At 71.0% G+C, this 14,154-nt stretch carries 10 protein-coding genes; 9 read left to right on the top strand and 1 reads right to left on the bottom strand.

All coding sequences use genetic code 11. The annotated features are described in order from the left end of the window. Nucleotides 1-38: 38 nt before the first annotated feature. Nucleotides 39-4,097, top strand: a complete 4,059-nt coding sequence (gene hrpA, locus ABZ406_RS07525) for an ATP-dependent RNA helicase HrpA (RefSeq protein ID WP_357756831.1) — start codon at nucleotides 39-41, stop codon at nucleotides 4,095-4,097. A gap of 52 nt (nucleotides 4,098-4,149) precedes the next feature. On the opposite strand, the gene ABZ406_RS07520 is transcribed toward hrpA, so the two are convergent. Further along, on the bottom strand, nucleotides 4,150-5,082 hold the full coding sequence (locus ABZ406_RS07520; protein WP_357756829.1) for a LysR family transcriptional regulator: 933 nt from the start codon (nucleotides 5,080-5,082) through the stop codon (nucleotides 4,150-4,152). A gap of 83 nt (nucleotides 5,083-5,165) precedes the next feature. Between ABZ406_RS07520 and ABZ406_RS07515 the strand changes: the two genes are divergently transcribed. The 8 genes from ABZ406_RS07515 to ABZ406_RS07480 all read left to right on the top strand — a co-directional run bounded on the left by ABZ406_RS07515 (nucleotide 5,166) and on the right by ABZ406_RS07480 (nucleotide 14,103). Continuing rightward, on the top strand, nucleotides 5,166-5,849 hold the full coding sequence (locus tag ABZ406_RS07515; protein ID WP_357757273.1) for a succinate dehydrogenase cytochrome b subunit: 684 nt from the start codon (nucleotides 5,166-5,168) through the stop codon (nucleotides 5,847-5,849). Nucleotide 5,850: 1 nt separating this feature from the next. Next, nucleotides 5,851-7,788: a fumarate reductase/succinate dehydrogenase flavoprotein subunit gene (locus ABZ406_RS07510; RefSeq protein WP_357756827.1), complete on the top strand. Its 1,938-nt coding sequence runs from the start codon at nucleotides 5,851-5,853 to the stop codon at nucleotides 7,786-7,788. Further along, nucleotides 7,785-8,549, top strand: a complete 765-nt coding sequence (locus tag ABZ406_RS07505) for a succinate dehydrogenase/fumarate reductase iron-sulfur subunit (protein ID WP_357756824.1) — start codon at nucleotides 7,785-7,787, stop codon at nucleotides 8,547-8,549. Before ABZ406_RS07510 ends, ABZ406_RS07505 begins: the two co-directional genes overlap by 4 nt. A gap of 1,405 nt (nucleotides 8,550-9,954) precedes the next feature. After that, on the top strand, nucleotides 9,955-11,139 hold the full coding sequence (locus ABZ406_RS07500; protein ID WP_357757270.1) for a zinc-dependent alcohol dehydrogenase: 1,185 nt from the start codon (nucleotides 9,955-9,957) through the stop codon (nucleotides 11,137-11,139). 122 nt (nucleotides 11,140-11,261) lie between these two features. Beyond that, nucleotides 11,262-11,405 carry a hypothetical protein gene (locus tag ABZ406_RS07495; RefSeq protein ID WP_357756821.1) on the top strand — a complete coding sequence of 48 codons (144 nt, stop codon included), beginning with the start codon at nucleotides 11,262-11,264 and terminating at the stop codon, nucleotides 11,403-11,405. Continuing rightward, a complete protein-coding gene (locus tag ABZ406_RS07490; RefSeq protein WP_357756818.1) occupies nucleotides 11,381-11,740 on the top strand; it encodes a hypothetical protein in 360 nt (119 codons plus the stop codon). The genes ABZ406_RS07495 and ABZ406_RS07490 overlap by 25 nt, the downstream gene beginning before the upstream one ends. 113 nt (nucleotides 11,741-11,853) lie before the next feature. Then, a complete protein-coding gene (locus ABZ406_RS07485; protein ID WP_357756815.1) occupies nucleotides 11,854-12,849 on the top strand; it encodes a serine hydrolase in 996 nt (331 codons plus the stop codon). A gap of 114 nt (nucleotides 12,850-12,963) precedes the next feature. After that, nucleotides 12,964-14,103 carry an MBL fold metallo-hydrolase gene (locus tag ABZ406_RS07480; protein ID WP_357756812.1) on the top strand — a complete coding sequence of 380 codons (1,140 nt, stop codon included), beginning with the start codon at nucleotides 12,964-12,966 and terminating at the stop codon, nucleotides 14,101-14,103. Nucleotides 14,104-14,154: the final 51 nt, after the last annotated feature.

Below are 14,154 nucleotides of genomic sequence, written 5' to 3'. Positions count from 1 at the left end.
GGCGCTGCGACGCCCGGCTGCCTATCCTTGGGCACGACATGCAGAATCCAACCGCCTCCGTCGCGTCCGACCCCGTTCGCGAGCTGCACCGCCGCCTCACACCTCTGATGTTCCGCGACCAGCGCCGACTCCAGCGGCGGCTGGACGGTGCCCGCAAGCTGCGCGACCCGCAGCGTCGGGAGGCGGCGCTCACCGAGATCACCGCCGACCTGGTCCGGGCCGAGCAACGGCTCGCCGCCCGCCAGGCGGCGGTACCGGTGATCACGTACCCGGTGGGTCTGCCGGTCAGTGAGCGCAAGGACGACATCGCCGCCGCCATTCGCGACCACCAGGTGGTGATCGTGGCGGGCGAGACCGGCTCCGGCAAGACCACCCAGATTCCCAAGATCTGTCTGGAGTTGGGGCGCGGCATCAACGGGCTGATCGGGCACACCCAGCCCCGGCGGCTCGCCGCCCGGACGGTGGCCGACCGGATCGCCGACGAGCTGGGCACCGAGTTGGGCGACGTGGTCGGCTACAAGGTGCGCTTCACCGACCAGGTGAGCGAGCGCAGCCTGGTGAAGCTGATGACCGACGGCATCCTGCTGGCCGAGCTGCAGACCGACCGGATGCTCAACCAGTACGACACGTTGATCATCGACGAGGCTCACGAGCGCAGCCTCAACATCGACTTCATCCTCGGGTACCTGCGGGAGCTGCTGCCCCGACGACCCGACCTCAAGGTGATCATCACCTCGGCGACGATCGAGACCGACCGGTTCGCCAGGCACTTTGCCGGCCCACCCACCGCCGACGAGCCGGAGGGCGTTCCCGCGCCGGTGGTCGAGGTGTCGGGCCGCACCTACCCGGTGGAGGTGCGCTACCGGCCCCTCGTCGAGCTGGCCGAGGGTGAGGAGGACGCCGACGAGGAAAACGTCCGCGACCAGATCGAGGCGATCGGCGACGCCGTCGCCGAACTGGCCGCCGAGGGTCCCGGCGACATCCTGGTCTTCCTCAGCGGCGAGCGGGAGATCCGGGACACCGCCGACGCGCTGGCCAAGCTGGTCCCGACGAAACGGTCGCTGCTCGGCACCGAGATCCTGCCGCTGTACGCGCGGTTGTCCTCCGCCGAGCAGCACCGGGTCTTCGCCGCGCACACCTCGCGCCGGGTGGTGCTCGCCACCAACGTCGCGGAGACCTCGCTCACCGTGCCCGGCATCAAGTACGTGGTGGACCCGGGCACCGCCCGCATCTCCCGCTACTCCAGCCGGCTCAAGGTGCAGCGGCTGCCGATCGAACCGGTCTCCCAGGCGTCGGCCAACCAGCGCAAGGGCCGCTGCGGTCGTACGTCGGACGGCATCTGCATCCGCCTCTACGACGAGCAGGACTTCCTGTCCCGGCCCGAGTTCACCGACCCGGAGATCCTGCGGACCAACCTGGCATCGGTGATCCTCCAGATGACCGCCATCGGGCTCGGCGACCTCGCCGCGTTCCCGTTCATCGACCCACCGGACAAGCGCAACATCACCGACGGCGTGAACCTGCTGCACGAGCTGGGCGCGTTGGACCCGACCGAGGCCGACCCGGCGAAGCGGCTCACCGCACTCGGCCGGCGACTCGCCCAACTGCCTGTCGACCCGCGGCTGGCCCGGATGGTGGTCGAGGGCGAACGCAACGGCTGCGCGACCGAGGTGCTGGTGATCGCCGCCGCGCTCTCCATCCAGGACCCGCGGGAGCGGCCGGCGGAGAAGCAGGCCCAGGCGGACCAGGCGCACGCCCGGTTCGCCGACAAGGAGTCGGACTTCGTCGCCTACCTCAACCTGTGGCGCTACCTGCGCGAGCAGCAGCGGGAGCTGTCGTCCAGCGCGTTCCGCCGCATGTGCAAGGCGGAGTACCTGAACTACCTGCGGATCCGCGAGTGGCAGGACATCGTCGGCCAACTGCGGCAGGTGCTGCGTACCCCGGCCGAGGGTGACCGGCGGGGTGGGCGGCCGGCCCGCGACGCCTCGGACGACGCGGACACCGGCCGGGGTCGCCGGGGTGGCACGGACCTGCCGGATGAGATCGACACCCCGAAGGTGCACCAGTCGCTCCTGCCCGGCCTGCTGTCGCACATCGGCCTGAAGGACGCCCAGAAGCACGAGTATCTGGGGGCACGCGGCGCGAAGTTCGGGATCTTTCCCGGGTCGGCGTTGTTCAAGAAGCCGCCGCGGTGGGTGATGGCCGCCGAGTTGGTGGAGACCTCCCGGCTGTGGGGGCGCATCGCCGGGCGGGTGGAGCCGGAGTGGGTCGAGCCCCTGGCGCAGCACCTGGTCAAGCGCAGCTACAGCGAGCCGCACTGGGAGAAGAAGCAGGCCGCGGTGATGGCCTACGAGAAGGTCACCCTGTACGGCGTCCCGCTGGTCAGCTCCCGGAAGGTCACCTTCGGGCGGATCGACCCGACACTGAGCCGGGAGCTGTTCATCAGGCACGCCCTCGTCGAGGGCGACTGGCAGACCCACCACCAGTTCTGGGCGGACAACAAGCGGCTGCTCACCGAGATCGAGGAGCTGGAGAGCCGGGCCCGACGCCGGGACATCCTGGTCGACGACGAGACCATCTTCGGCTTCTACGACCAGCGGATCCCCGCCGACGTGTCCTCCGGCCGGCACTTCGACAGCTGGTGGAAGAAGACCCGCCGCGAGCAGCCCGACCTGCTCACCTTCACCCGCGACCTGCTGGTCAACGACGGCCGGCCGGGGGTGGACGAGGACGACTACCCGGACGAGTGGCAGGCCCACGGGGTGAGCCTCCCGCTCACCTACCGGTTCGAGCCGGGCACGCCTGACGACGGCGTCACCGTGGACATCCCGTTGCCGCTGCTCAACCAGGTGCCGGCGGAGAGCTTCGACTGGCAGGTGCCGGGTCTGCGCGAGGAGACGGTGATCGCGCTGATGCGCTCGCTGCCCAAGGCGATCCGCCGCAACTTCGTCCCGGTGCCGGACTACGCCCGGGCCGCTCTGGCGGCGATCACGCCGGGCGAGGAGTCGCTGCTGGACGCGCTCACCCGGCAACTGCGCCGGATGACCGGGGTGACGGTGCCCCGCGACGCCTGGGAGCCGGGCAAGCTCCCGGCGCACCTGCGGGTGACCTTCCGGGTCCTCGGCGACGACGAGAAGCCGGTCGCCGAGGGCAAGGACCTGCCGGCCCTGCAACGTCAACTCCGCCAGGAGGTACGCCAGGTGGTGGCGGCCGCCGCGCCGGAGGTGGCCCGCACCGGGCTGCGCGAGTGGAGCATCGGCACCCTGCCTCGGACGATCGAGCAGGTCCGCGCCGGTTATGCGGTGACCGCGTACCCGGCGTTGGTCGACGAGGGCGCCACGGTCGGGGTGCGGGTCTTCGACTCCCCCGCCGAGGCGGAGGCGGCGCACTGGGCCGGCACCCGCCGACTGCTGCGGCTCACCGTGCCGTCCCCGGCGCGGTTCCTCCAGGGCCGGCTCGACAACGCGGCGAAGCTGGCGCTCAGCCGCAACCCGCACGGCGGCGTGCAGGAGCTGATCGAGGACGCGGCGGGCGCTGCCATCGACCGGCTGATCGCCGCCGCCGGTGGGCCGGCGTGGGACGCCGACGGTTTCGCGGCCCTGCGCGAGAAGGTCCGCGCCGACCTGGTCGACACCGTCGTCGAGGTGATGGACCGGGTCCGCCGGGTCCTCGCTGCCTGGTACGCCGTCGAGCAGCGGCTCGGCGCGACCCGCAACCTCGCCGTGGTGGCGGCGCTGGCCGACATCCGCGGCCAGCTCGCCGGGCTGGTGCACGCCGGTTTCGTCACCGAGACCGGGTACGCGCGGCTGCCCGACCTGCTGCGCTACCTCACCGCCATCGAGCGTCGACTGGACCGGCTGGGCGGTAACCCGCAGCGGGACCGCCAGCAGCAGGACCGGATCGCCGTGGTGCAGAAGGAGTACGCCGACCTGCTCGCCAACCTGCCGCCGGCCCGGCGGCAGGAGACGACCGTCCGGCAGATCCGCTGGATGATCGAGGAGCTGCGGGTGAACGTCTTCGCCCAGGCGTTGGGCACCCCGTACCCCGTCTCGGAGCAGCGGATCTACCGCGCGATGGACGACGCCGAGGGCCGCTGAGCCGGACCGCGAAGCCGCCGCCGACCTGGTCGCTGCGGCGGCCTCGCGAGGCTCAGGTCAGAGGCTCGACGCCGGGGGGCAGCTCGCCGAGGTTGATCGCCGACTGGATGTAGTCGAGCAGGATGCGCCGAAGCTCCCGACCGGCGTGGGTGGGTACGACGTCGCGCCGCCGGGCCACCGCGATGGTCCGCCGCACCCCGGGCGGGGCGAGAGGGGTGATCCGTACGCCCGGCCGGCGGGCCAGCACGATGCCGGGCACGAGCGCGATGCCGAGCCCCGCCTCGACGAAGCTGAGAACCGCGTCCATCTCGCCGCCGTCCACAGCGAATGTCGGTTCGAAGCCCGCCTCCCGGCACGCCTGGATCGTCGCGTCGCGCAGGTCGTACCCCTCCCGGAACATCACCATCGGCTGGTCCCGCAGGTCGGTGATGCGCAGTTCCCCGGTCGTGGACGCGGTCGCCACCTTTCCCACCGACGCCACCACCAGGCTCTCCCGCAGGATCGGGTCGACCCGCAGCCCCGGGTCGGCCCCCTGCGCCGGCATGATGATCAGGGCCAGGTCGAGGTCGCCGCGGAGCAGGTCGCGGACCAGGTCCTGGGAGCCGCCCTCCTCGACGCGCAGGTCGATGGTGGGGTGCGCGTCGCGGAACCGGCGCAGTACCGGCGGTGCGAGCGAGGTGGCCAGGCTGGGGGTGGCCCCGAGCCGGACCCGTCCCCGGCGCAGCCCGACCAGTTCCTGGACCTCCCGGGTCGCGGTCTCCACGTCGGCGAGGATCCGGGTGGCCAACGGCAGCAGCACCTCACCCGCCGCGGTGAGCGCGATGTTGCCCCTTACCCGCTCGAACAGCGGTGCCCCGAGGTCGGCCTCCAGAGCGTGAATTTGCTTACTGAGAGAAGGCTGAGTGATGCCCACGATGTCGGCGGCTTGGGTGAAATGTCGTACTTCGGCCACCGCGACGAAGTACCGGAGCTGATGGAGCTGCATCTAAATAGCCTACGGCTATCAACACTGCGAGTTTGATGCATTGGACGACTGATCGAAGTGCTCCTAGCGTCGGTCCTGTGGTAATCACGAAAACTCGGTCGCCCATCCGCTCGAACGTCGGCCTCAAGGCCGTCATGGCGGTGACGGGCATCCTGCTGGCGCTGTTCCTCATCGCCCACATGCTCGGGAACCTCAAGGTGTTCACGGGCGAGACCTCGTTCGACCACTACGCGCACTGGCTGCGCGACATCGGCAAGCCGCTGCTGCCCGGCGTCTGGTTCCTGTGGATCCTGCGCACCGTGCTGGTCGTGGCGGTCGTCGCCCACATCGTGGCCGCCACAGTGCTGGCCCGACGGGCCCGCGCCGCCCGACCGGTCAAGTACGCCCACCGCAAGAAGATCAACGGCAGCTACGCCGCCCGCACGATGCGCTGGGGTGGCGTGATCATCCTGCTCTTCGTGATCTACCACATCCTGGACCTGACCACCGGCACGCTGAACCCGGTCGGCAACGAGAGCAAGCCGTACGGCAACGTCGTCGCCGACTTCGCCCCGGAACGCTGGTACGTCACGCTCTTCTACACGCTCGCCATCCTCGCGGTGGGCTTCCACCTGCGCCACGGCGCGTTCAGCGCGTTCCGCAGCCTCGGCCAGCAGACACCACGCGGCGAGCGCCGGGCGCGTACCGCGGCCCTGGTCTTCGCCGTGCTGCTCTGCGCCGGGTACCTGGTGGTCCCGTTCGCCGTACTCACCGGATTGGTGTCCTGACATGGAACTCTTCACCGAGGGCGACCCGATCGCCGACACCAAGGCTCCCGCCGGCCCGGTCGAGAAGCGTTGGGAGACCCGGCGCTTCGAGGCCAAGCTGGTCAACCCGGCCAACCGCCGCAAGATGACAGTCATCGTCGTCGGCACCGGCCTGGCCGGCGGCTCCGCCGCCGCGACCCTGGCCGAGCAGGGCTACCACGTCAAGTCCTACTGCTACCAGGACAGCCCCCGCCGGGCGCACTCCATCGCGGCCCAGGGCGGCATCAACGCGGCGAAGAACTACCGCAACGACGGCGACTCCGTGCACCGGCTCTTCTACGACACCGTCAAGGGCGGCGACTTCCGCTCCCGGGAGTCGAACGTGCACCGGCTCGCCGAGGTGTCGGTGAACATCATCGACCAGTGCGTCGCCCAGGGAGTGCCGTTCGCCCGCGAGTACGGCGGCCTGCTCGACACCCGCTCCTTCGGCGGCGCCCAGGTGCAACGCACCTTCTACGCCCGGGGCCAGACCGGCCAGCAACTGCTGCTCGGCGCGTACCAGGCCCTCGAACGGCAGATCGGCCTCGGCAACGTCGAGATGAACACCCGGCACGAGATGCTGGAGCTGGTCCTCATCGACGGCAAGGCCCGCGGCATCGTCGTTCGGGACATGGTCACCGGCGAGATCAGCACCGAGATGGCCGACGCCGTGGTGCTCGCCTCCGGCGGCTACGGCAACGTCTTCTACCTTTCCACGAACGCCAAGGGCTGCAACGTCACCGCCACCTGGCGGGCGCACCGCAAGGGCGCGTACTTCGCCAACCCCTGCTACACGCAGATCCACCCCACCTGCATCCCGGTCTCCGGCGACCACCAGTCGAAGCTGACCCTGATGAGCGAGTCGCTGCGCAACGACGGCCGGGTCTGGGTGCCGAAGACCAAGGGCGACGACCGCGACCCTCGCGAGATCGGCGAGGACGAGCGGGACTACTACCTGGAGCGGATCTACCCCTCCTTCGGCAACCTGGTCCCCAGAGACATCGCCTCCCGCGCCGCGAAGAACGTCTGCGACGAGGGCCGCGGCGTCGGGCCGACCAAGCTCGGCGTCTACCTCGACTTCGCCGACGCCATCGGCCGGCTGGGCCGCAAGGCCATCGAGGCCAAGTACGGCAACCTCTTCGAGATGTACGAGCGGATCACCGGCGAGGACCCGTACGAGGTGCCGATGCGCATCTACCCCGCCGTGCACTACACGATGGGCGGCCTGTGGGTCGACTACGACCTCCAGTCGAACATCCCCGGCCTGTTCGTGATCGGTGAGGCGAACTTCTCCGACCACGGCGCGAACCGGCTCGGCGCGTCGGCGCTGATGCAGGGCCTCGCCGACGGCTACTTCGTGCTGCCCACCACCATCGCCAACTACCTGGCCTCCGGCGGGCTGGAAAAGGTCGACCCCAGCCACCCGGCCGCCGTCGAGGCCCGCACCGCCGTCGAGGACCGCGTCCAGCGGCTGCTCGCCATCAACGGCGACCGGACCGTCGACTCGTTCCACCGCGAACTGGGCCAGATCATGTGGGAACACTGCGGCATGGAGCGCTCCGAGGCCGGGCTGCGCAAGGCGATCGGCGAGATCCGCGACCTGCGCGACGCGTTCTGGCAGCGGGTCAAGGTGTCCGGCACCGGCGAGGAACTCAACCAGTCGCTGGAGAAGGCCGGCCGGGTGGCCGACTTCTTCGAACTGGCCGAGCTGATGTGCATCGACGCCCTGCACCGCGAGGAGTCCTGCGGCGGCCACTTCCGGGCCGAGCACCAGACCCCCGACGGTGAGGCGCAGCGCGACGACGACCGGTTCGCGTACGTGGCGGCCTGGGAGTTCACCGCCGACGGCGAACCCTCGGTGCTGCACAAGGAAGACCTGACATTCGAGTACGTCCACCCCACGCAGCGGAGCTACAAGTGAACCTGACCCTGCGCATCTGGCGCCAGAGGGGCCCCGAGGACAAGGGCCGGATGGTGACCTACCCGGTCGACGACGTGTCCCCGGACATGTCGTTCCTGGAGATGCTCGACGTGCTCAACGAGCGGCTGATCCTCGCCGGCGAGGACCCGGTGGCGTTCGACCACGACTGCCGCGAGGGCATCTGCGGCATGTGCGGCCTGATGATCAACGGCGACGCGCACGGGCCGCAGCGCGGCACCACCGCCTGCCAGCTGCACATGCGGCAGTTCAAGGACGGCGAGACCATCGACATCGAGCCGTGGCGGGCCAGCGCCTTCCCGGTCGTCAAGGACCTCGTCGTCAACCGGAGCGCCTTCGACAAGATCATCGCGGCTGGTGGGTATGTCACCGCGCCGACCGGCAGCGCCCCGGAAGCCCACTCCACCCCGGTCGCCAAGGCCAACGCCGACGCCGCCTTCGAATCCGCCGCCTGCATCGGCTGCGGCGCCTGCGTGGCAGCCTGCCCGAACGGCTCCGGCATGCTTTTCACCGCCGCCAAGCTCACCCAGCTCTCACTCCTGCCGCAAGGCCAGCCGGAGCGCTACACCCGGGTGATCGGCATGGTCGACGCGCACGACGAGGCCGGCTTCGGCGGCTGCACCAACGCCGGCGAATGCACCCCCGCCTGCCCGAAGGGCATCCCGCTGAACACCATCGGCCGCCTCAACCGCGACTACCTCACGGCCACCGCCAAGGGAGCCAACAACACCCCCGGCTCCTGAGGCCCGCCGCACGACACACCACGACCGCCGTACCCCGCCGAAGGGGTACGGCGGTCTTGCTCTTTCGCGGCTTGGGGCTTTGGTTGCGGGCTTCGGCTGCGGGCTGCGGCTTGGGGCTTTGGTTTCGGCTTCGGCTTTGGTTGCGGTGGGGCTGGGGCGACCGTCCCCGGCTCCGGGCGGTCAGGCTTGATCCCTCCGCCGGGGACGGTCGCCCCAGCCCTGACGCTGGTTACGGCTCGTCGGCACCTTGCGCTCCTGCCGGGGTACGTCGGCACCTTGGGGACGGTCGCACGAGCCCTGACGCTGGTTACGGCTCGTCGGCACCTTGCGCTCCTGCTGGGGTACGTCGGCAGCTTCCCGAACCGATGCACTCATGAACCCGGCCCCGGTGAGCCGAACCCGTGCCCACTGCGGCCGGCGCGGCACTTCATCCCCTCGCGCTCCGGCCCGTGCTTCCGCGGCGAGCCGAGACCCGCGCGCCCGCCGAACCCTGTCGCGCCAAGCCTCACTCGCGCGTCCTTCGCCTTGCCCGTCCCGCCTTGCTCCACCCGTCCGGCCTTGCCCCGCCGCGCCGCCGCCCGCCCTGTCGCGCCGCCGCCCGCCCTGTCGCGCCGCCGCCCGCCCTGTCGCGCGCACAGCCCCACAGGTCCACGCGAACGGTGAGGCCGTCACTTTCGAGTCGCGCATCACGATGATCCACTCGGGCTTCAGGAAGTCGGGCTGTTATCGGGCCTGGGATAGCGCGACTTCAAGGAACCCGAGTGGATCAAGGCTAGGTGGCCCGAGCATCAGCCCGACAAACCCGGCAAGGCACGCATCCTTTCGCTTGACGGAGGCACTCGCCGTGGAGGCAGGCACTCGCCGCCCCGATGCGGACACTCGCCCGCGCGAATGCAGGCACTCGCCGCACGAATACGGGCGCTCGCCGCACGAATACGGGCGCTCGCCGCGTGAACGCGGGCACTCGCCGCGTCGAGGCGGGCACTCGCCGCGTGAAAGCGGGGACCCAGCGCCGTCCATGGACTCGCCGCGTGAACGCGGGCACTCGCCGCGTCGAGGCGGGCATTCGCCGCGTGAACGCGGGGACCCAGCGCCGTCCACGGACTCGACGCGCGAATGCGGGCACTCGCCGCTCCGAAATCGGCACTCGCCGCGCGAAGGCGGGGACGTAACGCGGTCCACAGACGCGACGCGCGGGTGCGCGGACTCGCCGGTCGATGCGCGGACCCGACGCTCGATGCGCGGGCCCGACGCGCGGGGTGCACGGGCGATGCGCGGACTCGACACGCGGATGCGCGGATCTAGGCCCGCGCCCTGCGTCCTCAGGCCGGAGACCGGCGGCCGGTTCAAGCGCCCGAGCCCGGGTAGCAGTCTTCTCAGACGGCAGTGAGAAGGGATGACGGAGATGAAGGCGCTCACCTGGCAGGGAAAGCGAGACGTACGGGTCGAGGAGGTTCCGGACCCTCGAATCGAGGAGCCGACCGACGCGATCGTCAAGATCACCTCGACCGCGATCTGCGGCTCCGACCTGCACCTGTACGAGGTGCTCGGGCCGTTCCTGAAGCCGGGTGACGTCCTTGGTCACGAGCCGATGGGCATCGTCGAGGAGGTCGGGTCGGAGGTGACCGGGCTGAAGCCGGGCGATCGGGTGGTGGTGCCGTTCAACATCGCCTGCGGAAGGTGCTGGATGTGTTCGCGCCAGCTCTACGCCCAGTGTGAGACGACGCAGGTCACCAGCGAGGGCAAGGGCGCGTCGCTGTTCGGGTACACGTCGCTCTACGGTTCGGTGCCGGGTGGGCAGGCGGAGTATCTGCGCGTACCGCAGGCGCACTTCGGGCCGATCAAGATCCCGGAGACCGGCGCCGACGAGCGTTACCTCTACCTGTCGGACATTCTGCCGACGGCGTGGCAGGCGGTGAAGTACGCGGACACCCCGCCGGGCGGCACCCTGGCCGTGTTCGGGTTGGGTCCGGTCGGGCAGCTCTGCGCGCGGGTCGGCCGTCACCTCGGCGCGGGCCGGGTGATCGGGTTGGATCTGGTGCCGGAGCGTCTGGAGTTGGCCCGCCGGCACGGCATCGAGGTGCTCGACGTCAGTGAGCTGTCCGACGTGCCGGGCGCGTTGATCGACCTGGTCGACGGGCGCGGCCCGGACGCGGTGATCGACGCGGTGGGGATGGAGGCGCACGGGTCGCCGGTGGGCAAGTTCGCCCACGCCGCGGTCGGCCTGCTTCCGGACAAGCTGGCGCAGACGATGACCGACCGGGCGGCCATAGACCGGATGTCCGTCCTGCACGCCGCGGTGAAGGGGGTTCGTCGTGGCGGCACCGTGTCGGTGTCCGGGGTGTACGGCGGTGAGGCGGACCCGATGCCGCTGATGGAGATGTTCGATCGGGGCATCCAGGTGCGGATGGGGCAGTGTCACGTGCGCCGGTGGACCGACGAGATCATGCCGTTGCTGTCCGGCGACGACGACCCCTTGGGCGTGGAGGATCTGCGTACCCACCGGGTGCCGTTGGCCCGGGCGCCGCAGGCGTACGAGATGTTCCAGAAGAAGGACGACGGCTGCATCAAGGTCGTGCTCGAACCATGAGTGCGCGGGTGCCGTGAGCCGGGTGGTCGTGATCGTCGGCGCGAGCAGCGGGATCGGCCGGGCGGCGGCCCGGGCGCGGCGACCGCCTGGTCCTCGCCGCTCGCGCCACCACGACCCTGGCGGTGGTACGCGCAGAGTGCGCCGGCGTCGACGTGCTGACCGTGCCGACCGACGAGACCGAGCCGGGCGCGCTGGACGCGCTGGCGGCTGCGGCGATCGGTCGGTTCGGCCGCGTCGACGTGTGGGTGCGCAGACGGCGGCGGTGATGGCGTACGGCCGTTTCGACGAGGTGCCGGAGCGGGTGGCACGAGCCATCGTGGACTGTGTGGACCGACCCCGCCGGGAGGTTTCGGTGGGCCGGCTCAACGTGGTGCTGCGGGCCGGCTTCACGGTCCTGCCGGGGGTCTACGACGTCCTCGTCGGGCCGTTGATGCGATCCGCCGGCCTGAGTGGACGGTCAGTCGCCGCGCATGATGGCTCGGCCTTCGCCCCGAACCCCTCCGGCGAGGCGGTCCGCGGTGGCCACCTGCCTGACCTGCGGGAACTCGTTTCCCGGCCGTTGGATGCGGTGGTTGGCGCACTGCGTCGACGGTTCGGCTGACCTGTTCGGAGTTGTTCGGGACAAGTTCGGAGGCCCCTGTGCATCGATCAACTCCCCTAGGGTGGTGGGCCAGCAAGCGCTCTGGCGCACCACGATCGGGGAGAAGATTGACAATGCGACTGAACCGTAGGACGGCACTCGGCTTGGGCACGATGGCCACCGCGGGAACGGTACTGGGCGCCGCCGCCCCGGCGAGCGCCGCCGACGCCGCGCCGACGACCCCCGCTCGGGCCGCCCTCCGGGTCGCCTCCGCCTTCACCACGCACAGCGCGGCCGCCGGCGGGAACTGGCAGGCGTACATCAGCGTCGCCGATCCGGCCGGGGCGCCGGTGGTCGCTGTGGAGGCGGACGCGGACCGGCGGATCGAGGCGTACAGCGTCAACAAGATCGCCGTCGCCACGGCGGTGCTCGACAAGGTCGACAGGGGGCTGCTCACCCTGGACCAGCAGGTCGAGGTCAGCTCGACGATCGTCGTACCGGGCGGTGACGGCATCTTCAGCCTGGACGGCGCGTACCCGAGCCTGGTGACCATCGGGCACGTGCTGGCGAACCTGCTGACCGTCTCGGACGACACGGCGGTGCGGCTGTGCGGGCTCGTCGCCCCGGCCGCCGAGATCAACTCCATCCTGGTCGCCAAGGGTTTCCCGAACACCCAGGTCCAGCCGGTGGCCAACCCGAACCGGTTCTTCCTCGGCACCAGCACCCCTCGGGAGACGCACGACCTGTTGCGCGCCCTGGTCGCCGGCACGCTGCTCTCCCCCGCCTCGACGACGTACCTGTTGGGCCTCCTGCGCTCCCCGGTGGCGTTCACCGACGGCATCCGGCGCACCATGTCGTCCGACGAGCGGGCCCGGATCGCCACCAAGGCCGGTTGGTACGCCGACGCCCGGCACGAGGCCGGTGTGATCTTCGACCGCTCCGGCGCCGCGGTCCTCACCTACGCGATCTTCGCCGACGGGCAGGCCAACCCGGAGGACTTCGGCGCGACCCACCCGGCGGTGCAGGCCCGGGCCGCCATGGGTCCCAAGTTCCTGGCCGCTGTGGACCGGATCGCGGGCGTCGGCACGACGTTCCGGATCGCCGCCCGACGCCCCAGCAACGGCGGCTGAGATACGTCCCCGGGTCGGTCGCCGCTGCCGGCGACCGACCCGGCGTGACGACCGCCGAGGCACGGGTCGGTTCGGGTGACTACCGTGTAGGGCGGACACGTCGGAGGGACGGCAATGGCACGAGCGCAGAACACGGACGTCGAACGATCGCTCGGACGGCGGATGCGGGGCGCCGCCGGCTTGGCCGCGCTCGCCGGCCTGGCCTGGGTCGCCCGGGATGTGCCGGCGGCGCTTGGCGGCCGGCTCAGCGGGGCGCGGGCGGAACGGGCGGCCCGCTCGCCGCAGTTCCGCGAGGGCACCTTCCACAACCGCGCCGGCACCCGCACCATGATCGCCGAGCCGGGGCGCAACCTGCTCCGCGAGCTGATCTTCGGCAAGCAGAAGCGGCGCCCGGCCGCGCCGGTGCCGCTGCTCCGACCCAGCGACGGCGCGCCGGAGGCCGCCGACGAACTCAACATCGTCTGGTACGGCCACGCCTCGACGCTCATCGAGATCGAGGGCCGGCGGGTGCTGCTCGACCCGGTCTGGAGCGACAGGTGTTCCCCGTCGGGTCTGGTCGGCCCGCGCCGGCTGCACGAGCCACCGGTGGGCATCGACGATTTGCCCCCGCTGGACGCCATCCTGATCTCGCACGACCACTACGACCACCTCGACATGGCCACCGTGCGGGCGCTGCTCGCCGGGCAGTCGGCGCCGTTCCTGGTGCCACTCGGCGTGGGCGCGCACCTGGACCGCTGGGGCGTACCCGCCGAGCGGATCATCGAGCTGGACTGGTCCGAGTCGCACCAGGTCGCCGGCCTGGAGATCACCGCCACCGCCGCCCAGCACTTCTCCGGCCGGGGGCTGCGCCGCGACGGCACCCTCTGGAGTTCCTGGGTGGTGGCCGGGGCGCGTCGCAAGGTCTTCTACACCGGCGACTCCGGCTACTTCGACGGGTACGCCGAGATCGGCGCCGAGCACGGGCCGTTCGACGTGACGCTCATGCAGATCGGCGCGTACGACAAAGCCTGGCCGACGATCCACATGTTCCCGGAGGAGGCGGTGGACGCCCACCTCGACCTGCGGGGTGGGCTGTTCGTGCCGGTGCACTGGGCGACGTTCAACCTGGCCCTGCACGACTGGTCCGAGCCTGTCGACCGGCTGTGGGCCGAGGCGAAGGCACGCGACGTGCGGCTCGCCGTGCCCCGTCCCGGCGAGCGGGTCGTCGTCGACGAGCCGCCCGCCGTGGACGGGTGGTGGCAGTCGGTCGCCTGACGTCCGGCCGGCCCCGGCGCCGCCCGACGTCCGGGCTGGGCGACGAGCCGT

This window comes from Micromonospora sp. NPDC005710 (genome assembly GCF_040630995.1).
Classification (GTDB): domain Bacteria; phylum Actinomycetota; class Actinomycetes; order Mycobacteriales; family Micromonosporaceae; genus Micromonospora.
Note: the sequence above shows the minus strand (reverse complement) of the source record. Positions and strands in the feature narration are given on the sequence as shown.

Excerpts from the sequence above, each read along its gene's own strand:
- hrpA (WP_357756831.1), top strand. The coding sequence starts at position 39 with ATGCAGAATCCAACCGCCTCCGTCGCGTCCGACCCCGTTCGCGAGCTG.
- ABZ406_RS07520 (WP_357756829.1), bottom strand. The coding sequence starts at position 5,082 with ATGCAGCTCCATCAGCTCCGGTACTTCGTCGCGGTGGCCGAAGTACGA.
- ABZ406_RS07510 (WP_357756827.1), top strand. The coding sequence starts at position 5,851 with ATGGAACTCTTCACCGAGGGCGACCCGATCGCCGACACCAAGGCTCCC.
- ABZ406_RS07500 (WP_357757270.1), top strand. The coding sequence starts at position 9,955 with ATGAAGGCGCTCACCTGGCAGGGAAAGCGAGACGTACGGGTCGAGGAG.
- ABZ406_RS07485 (WP_357756815.1), top strand. The coding sequence starts at position 11,854 with ATGCGACTGAACCGTAGGACGGCACTCGGCTTGGGCACGATGGCCACC.
- ABZ406_RS07480 (WP_357756812.1), top strand. The coding sequence starts at position 12,964 with ATGGCACGAGCGCAGAACACGGACGTCGAACGATCGCTCGGACGGCGG.